The organism is Saccharicrinis sp. GN24d3, assembly GCF_052400645.1.
Lineage (GTDB): Bacteria > Bacteroidota > Bacteroidia > Bacteroidales > Marinilabiliaceae > Saccharicrinis.
Map to the genome: position 1 here is coordinate 191,274 of NZ_JBQTGI010000009.1, position 16,159 is coordinate 207,432.

Here is a 16,159-nt window from a genome sequence, read left to right on the forward strand (position 1 = left end):
CTGCAGCAATTTATTTACCCAAAAAACTGCCTGTATATATATCATGGCACTCGTACCATGATATATATACTACTATTGTAAAAACTTCAACTCAAACTTTGTGCCGTCCCAAACGCCATACGACCTGTGGTTTACCCAATCGCCAAGATATACGAACTGACTGTTATCCATAAAATCTTTGTGCAGAGCGATGTGTCTGTGTCCAAATACAAAGTAATCGAAGTGTTCTTTTTCTAAAACATCCCTGGCATGAAGCATCAAATATTCTTTGTCTTCGCCCAGAAATTGTGACTCATTGGAGTTTTCATTTTTCAATCTGCTCTGTTTGGACCATTTACGGGCAAATCCAACCGCAAAATTAGGGTGGATTCGAGCAAACATCCATTGTAAAAACTTATTGGTAAAAACCCATTTTAATCTATTGTATGCCTTATCGTAAGGACCAAGACCATCACCGTGGGCCAAATAGAATGTTTTGCCGTTAAGCTTGGTTTTAAAAGGGTCGCGATGGATTATCATTCCGGTTTCTTTGGGAAGATAATCGAAAACCCAGATATCGTGGTTACCCGTAAAAAAATGAACAGGTATACCTTTATCGGTAAACTCGCATATTTTACCCAAAAACCGGCTGAAACCTCTGGGAACGACATGTTGATACTCAAACCAAAAGTCAAAAATATCTCCAAGCAAATATAATTCTGCAGCGTCTTCTTTTATGGAGTCTAACCAATCAACAAACACCTTTTCGTGTTTTTTACCATCTTTTATGGATGGAGCACCCAAGTGAACATCCGATGCAAAATATATCTTTTCCCCTTTTTTCAACTGTATCTATTTCATAAACAAACGCACAAAGATATTAGATTTATTATATCAAAAAAGGGAAAATCTGTTCGAATTTCCCTTTAATATATTCTATTGAAGTTATTTAGTTAAGTAAGTCATCCAGTTTCTCATCCAAAATTCTCCCAAATAAGTCTTTACCAATAATTTCACCTTCTTTACTGATCAGGTAATTCGCCGGCAGTTGCCGAACGTTGTATAATCGAGCGGGATATGAGCTGGTGTATTTGAGGTCACTCACATTTATCCACGGAAGTTTGTCTTGTTCGACGGCAGCTTCCCAAAGCAATTTGCTTTTATCAAGAGATACTTGGTATACCTCAAAGCCTTTAGGCTTGTACTTATTGTATATTTTCAATAATCGTTTGTTCTCCATTCTGGATTTAGCGTCCCACGATGCCCAAAATGACAGCAATACCATTTTCCCGTTCAGGGATGAAAGCTTTATTTTTTTACCATTAAGGTTTTCTTCCTCAATATCGGGTACCGATGCTAAAGTTTTTCCTTCCGCCATTAGCTTCTCTGTAAACGCTTGTGTGCGTTGTTCTTTTTGAATGCTCAATACAAACTGTTTTAATTGCTGAACCCTTGGTGATTCCGGATACAAGAGATCAAGGCTGGTGGCAACAGTAGTAAATATATTCAAATCCTTTTTTTCATTAGGGTTCAAAATAAGGCTTCCATCGTCAAAGCGTTGGAATACAGCATAGTAACTAGCGAAGGAGCGAGAGTTCGTCATCACAAAGTCAAAGATAAAGTCCTTTTGCTTGTCTACTATTTCAATCATTTCATCTCTAATCTTTTTTCTATCATCTTCTTCTGTTTCGGGAAGGCTGTTGAATACAGTAACTAAACTGTCGATATCGTTTTTCGTATTCTCCAATTTACGATTAAGCGTTTTAACATACGACGATCCCATTGAATTCTTAACATTGTAGCTTTCCGCTAAATTTGAACTTTCCGCTGTCACTTCAATTTTTTCTGTTGAATCCGCTAACAGGGTTATTAAGTTGTTGTCCGCTAATTTTAACAAAAGGAATCTGGGGTATTCAAGGCGAGGAATCGAAAATTTAAAGTTTCCATTTGCCTTGAGTTTGATAGAATCCAAATCAACGGTTCCGTCTAAATTTAGTTGCTGAAAATAGAGTGTTTTTCCTTCGGCACCATTAATTTTACCGCTGACCTTTAATTGGTCTTTATTTGAACAGGCCGTCGCTAAGAGTATAAACCCTAAAAAAAGTATGATTCGAGATGTATTCATTTGTCAATTAGTGTTTTGAATTGTCCTTGAGTTTTTGGTCGCCCAAAGATATCATTATTTTTTGATATTGCTACGTATGGTCAGCTCGAGCTCATCTCCCCAAATGTCCCTGTTTATGATAGTTCCGGCACTGTCAACAACAAAGTTGCATGGGAGGGACCGTACACCGGTTTCAACTAAATCTAAAGAATGTACCGACATGGTATCAATCAAGTGCCAATAAGGGAGTCTGTGTTTTTTAATATGGGCCAGCCAATTTTTTTTGTTTTTGGTGTAGGCTACCATTACGGTTTTTAATCCTTGGGAGCCATAGCGATACATCATACTTTTGGTTTGTTTCAGTTTGGCATCGTCCATCAAGTCATGGCCCGACCAAAAGATGATGTGGGTAGGTTTTCCGTTCATATCCTTTAGTGTAACGATCTCATTCCAATTGGTTCGCGCTCTCAGTTCGGGAAACTTGTTTCCTTTATGATAATGTCCTTCTGCCCGGATTAAAGCGTAGGTTTGCATGATTTTTTTATCGTACTCTGCAAAAAGTTTTTTAAGTTGCTCATCGCTGGTTAATTGTTCTGCATTATCTACGAATAATTGTAAGTCGGACTCAAGGGAAAAAAGAGAATTGTTGCCTGCTTTTTGGTTTAACATTAAAAAGTCAATGATAGGAGAATTAGCCTCCTTTGCAATTCTCAAGCTTTTGTTTCTTAGGTCTTTAATAAGTATATCCTTTCTGCGGTAAAGGTTTTGATACAGGGAGTCGTTCAGTGCCTGTCCCTCCATATAACTAAATTCCTCCGAAAGTTTTTTAAGTTTAGAGTTAAATTCATGATTTATTTTCTCCAGTTCCCAGTAACTCATCAAAAGTTTTGAATTGTTGCTTTTACAAGATTCCAGCAGGTTGTTAGCATCAACTTGTAAATAAACATAGTCGGTTGGTTTGAGGAAAAAATTAATCTTGCCCCCATCCTGAAACTGTAAGTAAAAGAAACCTATTGTTTTAATACTTTGTTTGGAAACAGAAAATACGCCTTCCGAATCTACATCAGCAGTATCTAATGCTACATCAGCAGCTCCATCCTTAAACAGAAAAACTTTATTTCCGTTGTAATTGGATATGTGTCCTTCAATTAAAGGAATTTGCTTTACCTTTTTCTCAGAACAAGAGGTAATCACAAACAGTAAGCACGCGAGTATATATGTAAAGGTTTTCATTATCTGTGTAAATGGTTAAAATCTTTCAACAAGTCTTCTAAAAATGTTTTAGCCGATCCGTTAATATCCCGTATCTCTAACTTTTGTTTCAGTGCATTCTGCAATTTAAGTTGCATAGGATGGTATTCAACATCAGTACCGGTATCGTTTTTCGCCTCCACAAAATTCAATACTTCTTTGATAGTGGCAGCATCTTCATCGCTCAACCGACTCGATTGTGGATAAACGGTTGTGTAATCTTTGGGCACTTCGATGTATGTGGTTTCTTCAAATAGATTTTTGTGCGAAGTTTTAACCACGGAAGTGCCTGTGGCCAAATCGCCTAAACGTTGGGATTTATTACTTACCAAAATGGCAAGTACCGCCACAGCACCCGACAATAGCCATATGTCAATTATACGCATAATCCATCTTATAAGACAGGTGCCCAAGGTTAGTTCGGAGCCATCGAGTTTAGCCACCCTTATTTTGAGTACCATTTTACCAAATGTTTGGCCATTTAAAAACAACTCGGAAAGTAAACTGTAGAACATAATGGGTAATACAAAAATAATCTGCCACAATTGAAGGCCTCCGGTTTGCGAAAAAACAATCAACCATAGGATTGCCCATGAACTTAATACCAAAAGGTCAAAACCAAAAGCCAATATACGATCGCCTATGCCTGCCATCCTATATTCCAAATCAATATTTTGAGTAGTGGAAACACTTACGTACTCCATGAATACAGTTTAAATTGTTAAATAAACGGAAATCAAATGTAACAAATTTACTTCTATTACTTATATTTGAATCATTAATACGTCCTATTTTTAATTGAGCTTAACTTGTCGTGAAAGAAATAACCTTTATTAACCGCAATAAGTCGCGCTGGCAAAGTTTTGAGGAAAACATGAAGAAGGGCGATAAATTGAACCCGGACGAGCTTGCCGACCAGTTTATACAATTGACCGACGATTTGGCATATGCGAGAACGTTCTTTCCAAAGTCAGGAACGATTTCATATCTCAATTCATTAACGGTAAAAACACACCAGGAGATATACAAAAACAAGAAGGAGAAGTCGAGTCGTTTTAAAACTTTCTGGTTGACGGAACTTCCGTTGGAATTTTATCACAGTCGAAAGTACTTCCTTATATCCTTGGTTATTTTTTTAATAGCCGGAACGCTTGGTGCAGTTTCTGCCTTAAATGACGATGGTTTTGTTCGGCTGATTTTAGGGGATACCTATGTGAACACTACTCTCGACAATATTGAAAAAGGTGACCCAATGGGTATCTATGGGACCATGGGAGAGTTTGAAATGTTTTTAGCCATCACATCCAATAATATTTGGGTTTCGTTCGTGGTTTTTGTTTTTGGTATGCTTACCTCGCTTGGCGTTGGTTTTGTTCTGGTGCAAAACGGTATCATGGTAGGAGCGTTTCAGGCATTTTTTTATCAAAAGCAGCTGTTCTCTGTTTCTTCCTTAGCTATTTATATTCACGGAGCGTTGGAGCTTCCGGGAATTGTGATTGCAGGGGGAGCCGGAATTATTTTAGGGAATAGTTTTTTGTTTCCCGGAACCCTCCCCCGAATTACTGCCCTGGGTATCGGAGTGCGGAGAGGCGTGAAAATTATGATTGGGTTGGTGCCCATTTTTTTGGTAGCTGGATTTTTAGAGAGTTTTGTTACCAGGCATTATGATAACATGCCACTTAGCATTAATTTAATCATCATATTGGGTTCGTTGTCATTTATCATTTGGTATTTCTTCAGATACCCAAATTTGGTTTTTAAAAGATTTACAAAGGAAGCTCACCATTTAAAATCCAAACAAATTAAATAAGAATATATGTTTGACGAGAAAGTAGAATTAAGGAGAAAAAGAGATTTTAGCGACGTTTTAAATGCCACGTTTGCGTTTATTAGACAGGAATATAAAGTCCTGGGGTATGCATTGCTTTTGTATGCGGGTATCCCCGTGCTTATTCAAGCCATATTAAGTGGTATTTATGTAGATACTACATTAACTAATTTCCTGAATAATATTGGGAATCCATCTGCGTCAGAGGAGTTTGTGCGTACGATGCCCGGCAAAGCGATTATGTTTAATATGATTAATCTTATTGTACAAATATTCTTGACTGGATTGGCCTATTGTTATGTTGTTCTCTATGTAGAAAGGGGGGCGGGAAATGTTGAGGTTAAGGAAGTTTGGAATAAATTCACTTCGTTATTTGCCGCATATATCGGATTTAATATCATTTCGGTTTTGGTAGTTATTGTTGCCTTTATTGCATTGATTGTTCCAGGTATATATGTGATGGTGCCATTGTCCTTAATCTTAATCGTTAAAACAGCAGAAAACGAAGGGTTTGGAAATACTTTATCAAGATGTTTTTATTTGGTGAAAGATCACTGGTGGCAAACATTCGGATTATTAATCATTGCATCTATTATCATGTTTGTATTGAGTGCTGTTTTTGGTGTTCCCGCCGGTATAATTGCCGGAGCTCAAAGTGTTTTGGAGGAAAACATGACGGGCGTTTCCATACCTTTTATGATTACCACCGTTATATCCACCATCGGAACCGCGATTGTAACACCACTTCCCTCCATTGTTATCTCGTTTCAATATTACAGCCTGGTAGAACATAAGGATAACTTGTCATTATTGGGCAAGATTGACAAAATTAACGAAGAGCCGGAAGTCAAAGATGAATAGCAAATCGCGTTATACAATTCTATTTTTAATCCTACTTACTTTAATTGGGAAGGATGCCAATGCCCAGGATTCTGCCAAAGTGGAGGCTTGGGATAGGTCGCATGTGGATTACAGGCCTGCATCCATCGACAAAATGGAAGCGTATAAGCGAATGCCCCAATATGTTTATGACAGGTACGAGAAACCTGAAACCTGGTGGGAAAAATTCAAGCGATGGTTCTGGTCGAAGATTTTACGCAGTGGGTTAAATGGTAAGGCCTTTTTATATGTGCTGATGGGAATGGCTGTTTTAATATTGCTGTTTGTGATTTTAAAACTATTGGGCATTAAAATTTCTAGCTTGTTTATCTTTACCGGAGACAGTAAAGTTCAAAACCTCAGTTTTAAACAGGGGGATGATGATATTTACAACGAAAATCTGGAAAAAGTTTTAGATGTGGCCATAAAAAACAAGGCCTATCGCGAGGCGGTAAGGGTAATGTACCTTTTAAGTTTAAGACATTTGGATAGTTCGGATTTGATTGAATGGAAACCCTGGAAAACCAATAAGGAATATTATTACGAGTTAAAGTCGGGCGAACACAAAAAATTGTTTAAAAGATTGGTAATAAGCTACGAATATATCTGGTATGGCCAATTTAGTGTAGAGGCAGAAAAGTTTGGGTTCGTTCGCTCAGAGTTTGATGCGTTTGAACGACTCATTCAAAAAGGAAAAATTTCGGCTTAACCATGGGAAAAGGTATACATAACAAATATCTGGTTTTTGGAGTTACAGCTGCCTTTATGTTGTATTTAATGGTTCTGATAATTTCGCCCGGCCAGATAGATTGGAGCCTTAGTTTTTCAAAAGATGATAAAATTCCGTTTGGTAACAGTATCTTGTTTGATGAATTGGAGCAGCTGTTTGCCAAAGAGGATATTAAAACAGCTCATACGCCCATCTATAATTTTTTAAAGGACAGGCGCCTTGAGGGTGCGGGAATCATTTATATCAACGATTCGTTTGAACCGGACAAATTTGATTTGGGAAAAATGTTGAATGTTGTTGAATCCGGTAATAATATATTTATAGCTGCGGTAGAGTTTTCCGAACAAGTAAAAGATACCCTAGGATTTAAGATGGATGAGGATTTTTCGTTTAGATTAATGCAACAGGATTCCATTCAGTTAAACCTGGTAAACCCAAAACTTAAATCCCCATGGGGATACCATTACAAAAGAGCTTACCACAGAGCTTATTTTCAATCGTACGACACACTAAAAACAACTGTACTCGGATTGGGGGAAAAAGCTAAAACCAATTTTATTAAAATAAAATATGGAGCAGGAAACTTCTTTATCAATACCAACCCATTGGCATTTACCAATTATAATTTGTTGATTGGAGAGAACTACGAATACGTCTTTAAATGTTTGTCCTACCTTCCCGGAGCAGAGGTTATTTGGGACGAGTTTTACAAGCAGGATGCGCCAATCTCAGGATCGGAGTTTAGATACATACTCTCGCAAAAAGCGTTGCGATATGCCTGGTATATTATGTTTTTCGGGATTCTCATCTACATGGTTTTTGCGGCTAAACGTCAACAGCGGATGATACCCATCATTAACGCTCCTGAAAATACTACCCTTACCTTTATTGAAACCATAGGCCGGTTGTATTTCAGGAAAAGGGACCATCTCGATATCGCAAAAAAGAAGTATACCTATTTTCTGGAGTTTCTACGAACAAAATATTACATCGATACGGCTAATATAAATTCCGAATTGTACGATGCGATAGCCGAAAAATGTGAGGTGCCAATCAGAACCGTAAAACAGCTTTTTGATATTGCGGTAAAACTGCAGCAGGTTAAAAGTATTTCGGAAGAGGATTTAGAGCAGTTTAATAAGAAAATTGAATTTTTCTACGATAAATGTAGGACTACAAAAAAATAAAGACTCAAAATATGCAAGACCAAACACCATTTGAAAACAGACTTGATCTGGAGGAATTAAACCGTGCCGCATTTCAAATAAAAAACGAGATAGCAAAAGTTATCGTTGGGCAGGAAAAAATCATTGACTTGATGTTAACCGCCTTGTTGGCCAATGGTCATATTTTATTGGAAGGTGTTCCCGGCGTGGCAAAAACCATGCTTTCCAAATTAATGGCCAGATGCATATCTTCAGGGTTTAAACGAATCCAGTTTACGCCAGACCTGATGCCCTCGGATGTTTTGGGAACCACCATTTTTAATATGGGGAAATCGGAGTTTGAATTCAAACAAGGCCCCATCTTTTCAAATTTGATTTTGATAGATGAAATCAACCGTGCGCCCGCAAAAACACAGGCAGCCCTGTTCGAGGTAATGGAAGAACGTCAGGTAACCGTTGATGGAGAATGCAGAAAGATGGAAGCGCCGTTTATCGTGTTTGCAACGCAAAACCCGGTGGAGCACGAAGGTACTTACCGTTTGCCTGAGGCTCAGCTGGACCGTTTCTTGTTTAAGATTGAACTGGATTATCCATCATTAGCAGAGGAGGTACAAATATTAAGCAATGCACAAGAACGTGCAAATACAGCAGAACTGTCGCTGGTGAATGCGGTAATTTCGGCAGATCAGATGGTGGCTTTGCAGGAATTGGTAAGAAAAGTGTTGGTGGAACCTAACCTGATCCGGTATATTGCCCAGGTTGTTGAGAAGACCCGTAAATCAAATGCCCTGTTTTTAGGAGGAAGCCCGAGGGCTTCGCTTGCTATTTTGAATGCGGCCAAAGCATATGCGGCTATAGAAGCACGTGATTTTGTGACTCCTGAAGACATTAAGTTTGTAATTACACCTGTATTGACACATCGTGTTATCCTAACTCCCGAAAAGGAAATGGAAGGAGTAAAGACCAATGCCGTAATTCAACAAATTGTGGATTCTGTTGAAATACCCAGGTAAGCAAAGTCCAATCAGTTTTTAATATCTAATTAAGGTGGTAATGCGTAAATTCTGGAAGTCCCTTTTTATCACAAAACGATTCTTTGCCTCATTGGCACTTATTATGGTGCTAATGATTTTGGGACAGTATTACCAAATGATATTTGTGGTGGGGCAATTAGCATTCTTCCTTTTTGCTTTACTGCTCATTGTGGATAGTTTACTCATGTATGCAGGTAAAAGTTCAACCAGGATTAAAGCCTTTAGGGAACTGCCGGAAAGATTTTCAAATGGTGACGCAAATAAGGTAGAGCTTACTTTTAAAAGCAACTTTAATTTTAGGGTTTCTGTTACGCTTATCGATGAGTTGCCTTTTCAATTTCAGGAAAGGGATTTTAACGAGAAGTTTATATTGGTTTCCGGACAGGAGAAAAAGTTCAGTTACGCGCTTAGTCCGGTCAACAGGGGCGAATATCATTTTGGCGCATTAAATGTTTATGCCCGCTCGCCTATTTCTTTTATCTCCAGGAGATATATTTTTAACCAGGATGCCATGGTGAAGGTGTATCCCAGTTTCATTGAGATGCGCAAGTTTGAGTTAATGGCCATCTCAAACCGGCTCACGGAGCTTGGCGTTAAGAAAATCCGAAAGATTGGACACCAGATGGAGTTCGACCAGATTAGGGATTACATTACCGGTGACGATTACAGAACCATTAACTGGAAAGCCACCGCACGCAAAGGGCATTTAATGGTGAATCAGTACCAGGACGAAAAGTCGCAGCAGGTCTTTAGTTTGATAGATTTGGGGCGAACCATGAAAATGCCTTTCAACGGGATGACCTTGCTGGATTACGCGATCAATACATCACTGGTGATTTCCAACATTGCCATGCTCAAACACGATAAGGCTGGACTTTTTACTTTTAGTAACACCATTCACTCTATGGTTCCTGCGGCTCGTAACGGAAGACATATGCAGCATATCATGGAGGTGTTGTACAATCAGGATACCGATTTCAAAGAACAAAATCTGGAATTGTTATATGCGCAAATTAAGCGAAAGGTTTATCATCGTAGTTTAATGATGTTATACACCAACTTCGAAAGCCTGGGTTCTGCGCGCAGACAAATTCCTTTTTTGCAGAGTTTGGCTAAAAACCATTTGTTGGTAGTGGTATTCTTCGAAAATACCGAAGTGTCAAAAATAACGGAGCAAACGACGGAGAGCATTGAAGATATTTATGTGAAGACCATAGCCGAGAAATTTACTTTCGACAAGAAACTAATTGTCCGCGAACTCAAGCAATATGGTATTCATGCCATTCTTAGTGCCCCTGGAGATTTAACCGTTAATACGGTGAATAAGTATTTGGAGATTAAATCGAGGGGATTGTTGTAATGTCAACCGGCATCAACGGTCCCGATTTATATCTGGAAAGAAGATCTTACATTGTTATGTTTAACCCGGATGATGTATTAGAAGTGTGTAACAGGATTTCTAATGCATATTGCAGGTGTAGTATTGTTTAGATTTTGATCATTGAATTGGCGTTTAAATGAAATCTAATGACAATTTTGGGATGAAGTGCGAACAGCATTTTAATATCTAGCCATGGTCAAAGCCCGGGGATGTTCCAAACAGGGTGCGATGTCCTTTATCCATAGGAGAACAGAGGCCCTTTCCTTTTTAGAGGCCGGTATGGCTTATCGAAAATAGAACCTTCGTAACCAGTGCTTGTATATGGGGTCAAGGATGTTGATGTCTTTTCCCATTATATCAATAATCTCTTTTTGTACTAAGGCTTGTTTAATGCGTTTTACATTGCTGGAAGTACCAAGTTGATATTTCTCAAGTACTTTTTTACTCGTCAAAGAGGTTTGGTTATCAAGAAGGGCGTTTAAAAAACGAACCTGGGTCGTTGGCAGGAGATCGGTCATTCCATGAAATAACAGGCTTAGTTGGTTGATAAGGCTTTCCAATGCGTTTTCTACAATCTCCTCGGTGCATACGGTTTCGGTACGTAACCAGCATTGTTGTGCCAATTGTTGCACATAGTATGAATGCTGTTCTGCATATTCGTGAATAAGTCTGGCGATGGGAGTGCCTATCTTTTTCTGAGTGGATTTAAATCTCCGGATAATAAATTTTTCCCATTCCAAGCCTGAAATCTTTTCTAACAGGATAATATCTCCAAATTTATAGAATGGCATCCTGGAGGACGAAAAAAACTCGATAAGCATGGAACGCTTGCTTCCATATAAACAATATGTTACGTGTTGATGTCGTTGCCAATGAGCCCTGAGTTTTTTCTGAAAATCCAAAGATTTTTTAAACGAGCCAATGTTCTGGAATTCATCCATACAAACAACTAGTCGAATATTTTTGGCTATAGCCAATGATTCTGCCATATCCAGTATTTCGGATGGATTTTTTTGCACTTGCTCCCAATTAAATTCAATATCTATCTTCTGGTCTTGTGCAGGGGAGTACGAAATTTTTGGGATAAGATGTCTGAAAATACCTTTTGCATTATTAAAGAAATCTTCTGCTTTACTCGTACAAGCTTTAATAACCTCATTTGCTAAAAGAAAATAAAATTCTTTTTCGGTTTTAGTGTCGTACAAATCAAGGAATGCAATTTTTATGTGTTTGTCTTTAATTCTTCGGGCTGCCTCTTCAACCAAAGAGGATTTCCCCCACCTCCTGGGTGATATGATAATGGTATTAACTCCTCCTCTGAAATTAAACCCCAAGTGTTCTATTTCCTTTGTTCTGTTGGCAAAGGTATGCGCGTTAGTGAGTTTTCCGTATGTGAATGGTGTTGCCTTATCCATACTTTAAAATTATAATTTATTTATATCAAACAAAAATGTATCAAACAAAAATGTATCAAACAAAAATGTATCAAACAAAAATGTATCAAACAAAAATGTTTTATACAGAAATGATTAACCGAGAGCTGGCATTAGAAATTTGAACAGTGTCAACAAAAAAACGCCCATTTGAAGGACAAATGAGCGTTTGGGCATTTTGTATAATCTAAAATTAACTTTTAGGTCTTATTTTTAATTTTTGTCCGGGGTTAATTTTTGATGACGCGGTTAAGCCGTTTAGGCGCATAATATCGTTGTTTGAAATACCTGGATATCTTTTGGCAATTGACCATAGGTTATCTCCTCTTCGAACGGTATAATACTCGTAGTTGGCATCTATGGATTGAGATACCTTTTTAGTGGACGAAGGTTTATGCGATGAGGCAACAGTTTTTCCATTTGTAGCTTGCTTTGCCGCATAGCTCATGGTGTTAAACTTTTCGTAATAATCTACTTTGTTTTTGGGTACATATATGACTAATTTTTGCCCAACTTTAATTAAGTTTCTATGGATGTTGTTCCAGTAACGCAAGTCAGAGGTATAAACATCAAACCAATCCGCGATGAGTCCTACGGCATCGCCGGATTTAACCGTGTAATAAACTTTGGCTTTGTTTTTGGGGGCGGCAGGTGCATTGTAGTGGTTCGAAGGGCTTACTACCAGACGGTTTGATGCGAAATACTTTTCGCGTTGGTATCCGAAGATAGAATCTTCCATGGCAATAAATTTCTCCGTTGCATCGAATGGCAGTTTTAAACTATAGGCTTTCTTTTGGGCCGGAACCACATCCCTTCGATATTGCGGGTTTAATGCACGTAATGTTTCTACAGATAAACCCGTAACCGCTGATACTTGCTTAAAATGCAATAAATCTGAAACCATTATGGTATCTGTAGCTTGAACAATATCCGCAGGCTTGGGCTTAATCATGTGTTCGTTATGGTAAGTCATGGTGTAGGCTGCCGCAATAAATGCAGGAACATATCCTCTGGTTTCGCGTGGCAGGCGGTAATATATCTGCCAAAAATCGCGTTTACCACCCGAGCGATAAATGGCCTTGTTTACATTGCCAGGCCCACAGTTGTAAGCTGCAATTACCAAATACCAATCGCCATATATTTTATATAGATCCTGTAGGAATTTTACCGCAGCTTGTGTCGCTTTAACCGGATCCCTTCGATCATCCACATACGAATCTACTTTTAGTCCGTACATTTTACCTGTTCCGTACATAAACTGCCAAAGGCCCGAAGCGCCCGCTCTGGAGAAAGCTCTTGGGTTCAAAGCCGATTCAATAATCGGTAAGTATTTTAATTCCAATGGAAGATTGGCTGCGTCAAGAGCTTCTTCGAACAAAGGGAAATAATAATCGGAAAGACCCAGCATAATTTCAACCTGCTCTCGTTTTTTTTGCGTGTACAGTTGAATATATGCCTTTACTTTTGAGTTATAAGGAAACTCGAGTGGAGACTCAATTTGCTGTAGACGCTTGATGTAGACAGAATCGGGTAAGTCTTTAGGGTAACTTAAAGGTGTGTTATTTACTTTGGTTTCAGCAGTAATTTTAACGGTGTCCAGATTTTCGGTAAAAAAGCCTGCTTCCACGTTGTTGTCTAACTTTACTGAATCTTGTTGTAATGTGTCAGCAACCACAGTTAGTGAGTCCGTGATTTCAATTTCCTGCGCTTGCGTATAGTTAAATGCTGTAATTGCTACTGCACCAATCATCAAAAACCTTAACATTTTCCTATTTTTTATTGTTGTGTTGATAAATTAAATTTTAAAAGGTAAACCTTATTTGCATGCCTATGCTATTAAAACCGCCATACATAGGTGTGGCCGTTGGTTCAATATGCATGCTTAGATCGTTACTCACATCAAACGTTTTAAAGTGAGCGTCTACACTGGCATCTACTAAATTTAATACGTAAACCAAGGCCAGGCCTACATAACTTAAATCTCTGTATCTTTTATAATAATCTCTTTTATTTTCTAATGCCGATTCAAACCAGTCGGCATAAGAACTGTTTGTTTCGAGTAATGTTTCAAATTCTTCCAATGTTGTTCCGCGCGGGCGTACGTTTTCATTCAAATAACTTGTGTTACCCGGGTCTTGAATCAGGTAATCGCGATACGCCCTTCTGTATTTTTTATAGTTTGTGGTGTTAAAATCCAAACCATAAATTACACCACCAATTCCTGCATATAAAATAGGGATTTTCCAATACTTTCTGTTATACGCCTGTCCCAATCCTGGCAATATAGCGGAATAGAATGTTGCTTTATGCGGCGAATGGGGCTCTACTACAACCGGTTTGGTATCGATGGTATCTGCCGAAACAACGTTGAATTTATTGTTTTGGGCATTTGCTTCGTGGGAATAGCCAAGCATCATTACCATAAATATGGCAACGAGGAAAATAATCCTATCTTTCTTCACCGATAAAAAATTCAAATAAACATTTTTTGACAACAGGTGCTGCAACAGCAAAAACTATTCCTTTGTGTTCGCTTTGTCTAATATAGCAATGATCCTTTCCAAATCTTCGTCCGATTTAAAAGGGATCACAATCTTACCGTTTCCATTTTCGTTGCGGTTAAATTGTACTTTAGTATTAAACACAGAAGAAATTTGATTACTTAATTGTTTGTATTCTTGCGGCAGTGCCTCTTTTTCTTTAGCGGGATCTTTTTCAGGTTTAGGGGCATTGATCTCTCTGACAACCTCTTCCACTTTGCGCACGGAATAGTCATTGGCTATGATCTTTTCGTAAATTTTAATTTGGGTTTGCGCATCCTCAATACCAATGATAGCACGGGCATGTCCCATTCCCAGTTTTTTATCGCGCAAGCCTAATTGAATCTCACCCGGAAGTTTTAACAAGCGAAGATAGTTGGTAACCGTAGCACGTTTTTTACCAATTCGCTCCGACATGCTTTCTTGTGTAAGATTGCATTCGTCCATTAACCGTTGATAACTGATGGCAATTTCAATGGGATCAAGGTCTTCGCGCTGAATGTTTTCAACCAGAGCCATTTCAAGCATGGTTTCGTCGTCGGCAGTACGAATATAGGCGGGTACTTTTTCAAGTCCAACAATTTTAGAAGCTCTGAATCGGCGCTCACCTGCAATCAATTGATATTTATTACCACTCTTACGAACGGTAAGCGGTTGAATAACACCAATTTCTCTTATTGAGTTTGCCAGCTCCTCTAATTTTTCCTCATCAAAGCGAGAACGAGGCTGCCATGGATTGGCAACAATTTTACTCATTTCAATCTCGTCCATTCCCTCCAAAGGTTTTCCTCTGGTTACCTCATCGGCATTATCTATTAGAGCTCCCAGCCCTCTTCCTAAAGCATTCTTTTTTGCCATCCTACTACTATAATTGCCATCCGGTGCTTTCCGTATGACTTTTGATTTCTTTTGTTATTTGTAATGACGAAACCGTTCTTGTTGCATGTCGCAAGTAGAGAACGGCTTCCCTATATGTTTAGTATTTCGACTACTTGATAACTTTATCCTTGTTGTCGATTTTGGTCATGTTATTTTTTTGTAACAACTCCCGGGCAAGGTTTAGGTAATTGATCGCTCCCTTACTCGAAGCATCGTACTCTACCACTGCCTTACCATAACTAGGCGCCTCGCTCAGCTTAATGTTACGGGTAATCAACGTCTCGAACACCATGTCCTGGAAATGACGCTGAACCTCTTCCACCACCTGGTTCGATAATCTCAAACGCGAATCGTACATGGTTAACAAAAATCCTTCAATCTCTAAAGTGGTGTTTAGTCGGCTTTGGATAATCTTAATGGTATTCAGTAACTTCCCAAGGCCTTCAAGCGCAAAGTATTCGCACTGAACCGGTATTATAACTGAGTCGGCTGCCGTTAACGAGTTTACCGTAATTAAACCCAGTGAAGGAGAACAGTCAATAAAAATAAAATCATACTGATCTCTAATCTGGTACAACACATCTTTTAAAACATTTTCCCGGTTTGGTCGATTAAGCATTTCAATTTCGGCACCTACCAAATCGATGTGCGATGGTAAAATATCCAATCCTTCTATATCCGTTTTAAGCAAAGCGTTCTTCGGATCGATACCGTCTACGATACATTCGTAAATACTTGCTTCAATTTCTCTCAAGTCAAAACCATAACCAGAAGTAGCGTTTGCCTGCGGGTCGGCATCAACAACCAATATTTTATATTCCAAAACAGCGAGGCTTGCTGCCAGATTAATTGCTGTAGTTGTTTTGCCAACACCTCCTTTTTGATTTGCAAGAGCAATAATTTTTCCCATATTACGGAAATTAAAATGATAATTTAATTCTATAATTACTAGCTA

15 protein-coding genes are annotated in these 16,159 nt (G+C 38.6%); 6 read left to right on the plus strand and 9 right to left on the minus strand.

Annotated elements, in window-relative coordinates; genetic code table 11:
- Nucleotides 1-72: 72 nt before the first annotated feature.
- The 4 genes from ACT29I_RS12520 to ACT29I_RS12535 all read right to left on the minus strand — a co-directional run bounded on the left by ACT29I_RS12520 (nt 73) and on the right by ACT29I_RS12535 (nt 4,038).
- On the minus strand, nt 73-825 hold the full coding sequence (locus ACT29I_RS12520; protein ID WP_430932018.1) for a UDP-2,3-diacylglucosamine diphosphatase: 753 nt from the start codon (nt 823-825) through the stop codon (nt 73-75).
- A 103-nt stretch (nt 826-928) separates the two neighbouring features.
- Entirely contained in the window at nt 929-2,104 is a 1,176-nt protein-coding gene (locus tag ACT29I_RS12525; protein WP_430932020.1) for a redoxin domain-containing protein, read from the minus strand.
- Between the two features lie 54 nt (nt 2,105-2,158).
- Entirely contained in the window at nt 2,159-3,316 is a 1,158-nt protein-coding gene (locus ACT29I_RS12530) for a TlpA family protein disulfide reductase (RefSeq protein ID WP_444793591.1), read from the minus strand.
- Nucleotides 3,316-4,038 (minus strand): RDD family protein, encoded by a 723-nt coding sequence (locus ACT29I_RS12535; protein ID WP_444793592.1) that lies wholly within the window; start codon nt 4,036-4,038, stop codon nt 3,316-3,318. Before ACT29I_RS12535 ends, ACT29I_RS12530 begins: the two co-directional genes overlap by 1 nt.
- 110 nt (nt 4,039-4,148) lie before the next feature.
- Between ACT29I_RS12535 and ACT29I_RS12540 the strand changes: the two genes are divergently transcribed.
- From ACT29I_RS12540 to ACT29I_RS12565, 6 genes are read left to right on the plus strand one after another with little or no spacing between them, the layout of a single operon-like run.
- Nucleotides 4,149-5,144, plus strand: a complete 996-nt coding sequence (locus ACT29I_RS12540) for a stage II sporulation protein M (protein WP_430932023.1) — start codon at nt 4,149-4,151, stop codon at nt 5,142-5,144.
- Nucleotides 5,145-5,150: 6 nt separating this feature from the next.
- On the plus strand, nt 5,151-6,023 hold the full coding sequence (locus ACT29I_RS12545) for a hypothetical protein (RefSeq protein ID WP_430932024.1): 873 nt from the start codon (nt 5,151-5,153) through the stop codon (nt 6,021-6,023).
- Complete coding sequence (locus ACT29I_RS12550; protein WP_430932025.1) at nt 6,016-6,750, plus strand: DUF4129 domain-containing protein; 735 nt, start codon at nt 6,016-6,018, stop codon at nt 6,748-6,750. The genes ACT29I_RS12545 and ACT29I_RS12550 overlap by 8 nt, the downstream gene beginning before the upstream one ends.
- 2 nt (nt 6,751-6,752) lie before the next feature.
- A complete protein-coding gene (locus ACT29I_RS12555) occupies nt 6,753-7,958 on the plus strand; it encodes a DUF4350 domain-containing protein (protein ID WP_430932026.1) in 1,206 nt (401 codons plus the stop codon).
- Nucleotides 7,959-7,969: 11 nt separating this feature from the next.
- Nucleotides 7,970-8,950 (plus strand): AAA family ATPase, encoded by a 981-nt coding sequence (locus ACT29I_RS12560; RefSeq protein ID WP_430932027.1) that lies wholly within the window; start codon nt 7,970-7,972, stop codon nt 8,948-8,950.
- A 40-nt stretch (nt 8,951-8,990) separates the two neighbouring features.
- The gene (locus ACT29I_RS12565) at nt 8,991-10,331 is read left to right on the plus strand and encodes a DUF58 domain-containing protein (RefSeq protein ID WP_430932028.1); all 1,341 of its coding nucleotides are present in this window, start codon (nt 8,991-8,993) and stop codon (nt 10,329-10,331) included.
- Nucleotides 10,332-10,636: 305 nt separating this feature from the next.
- Here ACT29I_RS12565 and ACT29I_RS12570 read toward each other — a convergent pair whose 3' ends face one another.
- From ACT29I_RS12570 to ACT29I_RS12590, 5 genes are all read right to left on the minus strand, one after another.
- Nucleotides 10,637-11,767 carry an AAA family ATPase gene (locus ACT29I_RS12570; RefSeq protein WP_430932029.1) on the minus strand — a complete coding sequence of 377 codons (1,131 nt, stop codon included), beginning with the start codon at nt 11,765-11,767 and terminating at the stop codon, nt 10,637-10,639.
- Nucleotides 11,768-11,978: 211 nt separating this feature from the next.
- Complete coding sequence (locus ACT29I_RS12575; RefSeq protein WP_430932030.1) at nt 11,979-13,550, minus strand: lytic transglycosylase domain-containing protein; 1,572 nt, start codon at nt 13,548-13,550, stop codon at nt 11,979-11,981.
- A gap of 37 nt (nt 13,551-13,587) precedes the next feature.
- A complete protein-coding gene (locus ACT29I_RS12580; RefSeq protein ID WP_430932031.1) occupies nt 13,588-14,262 on the minus strand; it encodes a DUF5683 domain-containing protein in 675 nt (224 codons plus the stop codon).
- Between the two features lie 39 nt (nt 14,263-14,301).
- Nucleotides 14,302-15,183, minus strand: coding sequence for a ParB/RepB/Spo0J family partition protein (locus tag ACT29I_RS12585; protein WP_430932032.1), 882 nt, complete (start codon nt 15,181-15,183; stop codon nt 14,302-14,304).
- Between the two features lie 130 nt (nt 15,184-15,313).
- A complete protein-coding gene (locus tag ACT29I_RS12590; protein ID WP_430932033.1) occupies nt 15,314-16,114 on the minus strand; it encodes a ParA family protein in 801 nt (266 codons plus the stop codon).
- Between the last annotated feature and the right edge of the window lie 45 nt (nt 16,115-16,159).

Coding starts and splice junctions, on each gene's coding strand:
- ACT29I_RS12525 (WP_430932020.1), bottom strand. CDS start 2,104: ATGAATACATCTCGAATCATACTTTTTTTAGGGTTTATACTCTTAGCG.
- ACT29I_RS12530 (WP_444793591.1), bottom strand. CDS start 3,316: ATGAAAACCTTTACATATATACTCGCGTGCTTACTGTTTGTGATTACC.
- ACT29I_RS12535 (WP_444793592.1), bottom strand. CDS start 4,038: ATGGAGTACGTAAGTGTTTCCACTACTCAAAATATTGATTTGGAATAT.
- ACT29I_RS12545 (WP_430932024.1), top strand. CDS start 5,151: ATGTTTGACGAGAAAGTAGAATTAAGGAGAAAAAGAGATTTTAGCGAC.
- ACT29I_RS12550 (WP_430932025.1), top strand. CDS start 6,016: ATGAATAGCAAATCGCGTTATACAATTCTATTTTTAATCCTACTTACT.
- ACT29I_RS12555 (WP_430932026.1), top strand. CDS start 6,753: ATGGGAAAAGGTATACATAACAAATATCTGGTTTTTGGAGTTACAGCT.
- ACT29I_RS12560 (WP_430932027.1), top strand. CDS start 7,970: ATGCAAGACCAAACACCATTTGAAAACAGACTTGATCTGGAGGAATTA.
- ACT29I_RS12565 (WP_430932028.1), top strand. CDS start 8,991: ATGCGTAAATTCTGGAAGTCCCTTTTTATCACAAAACGATTCTTTGCC.
- ACT29I_RS12570 (WP_430932029.1), bottom strand. CDS start 11,767: ATGGATAAGGCAACACCATTCACATACGGAAAACTCACTAACGCGCAT.
- ACT29I_RS12575 (WP_430932030.1), bottom strand. CDS start 13,550: ATGTTAAGGTTTTTGATGATTGGTGCAGTAGCAATTACAGCATTTAAC.
- ACT29I_RS12585 (WP_430932032.1), bottom strand. CDS start 15,183: ATGGCAAAAAAGAATGCTTTAGGAAGAGGGCTGGGAGCTCTAATAGAT.
- ACT29I_RS12590 (WP_430932033.1), bottom strand. CDS start 16,114: ATGGGAAAAATTATTGCTCTTGCAAATCAAAAAGGAGGTGTTGGCAAA.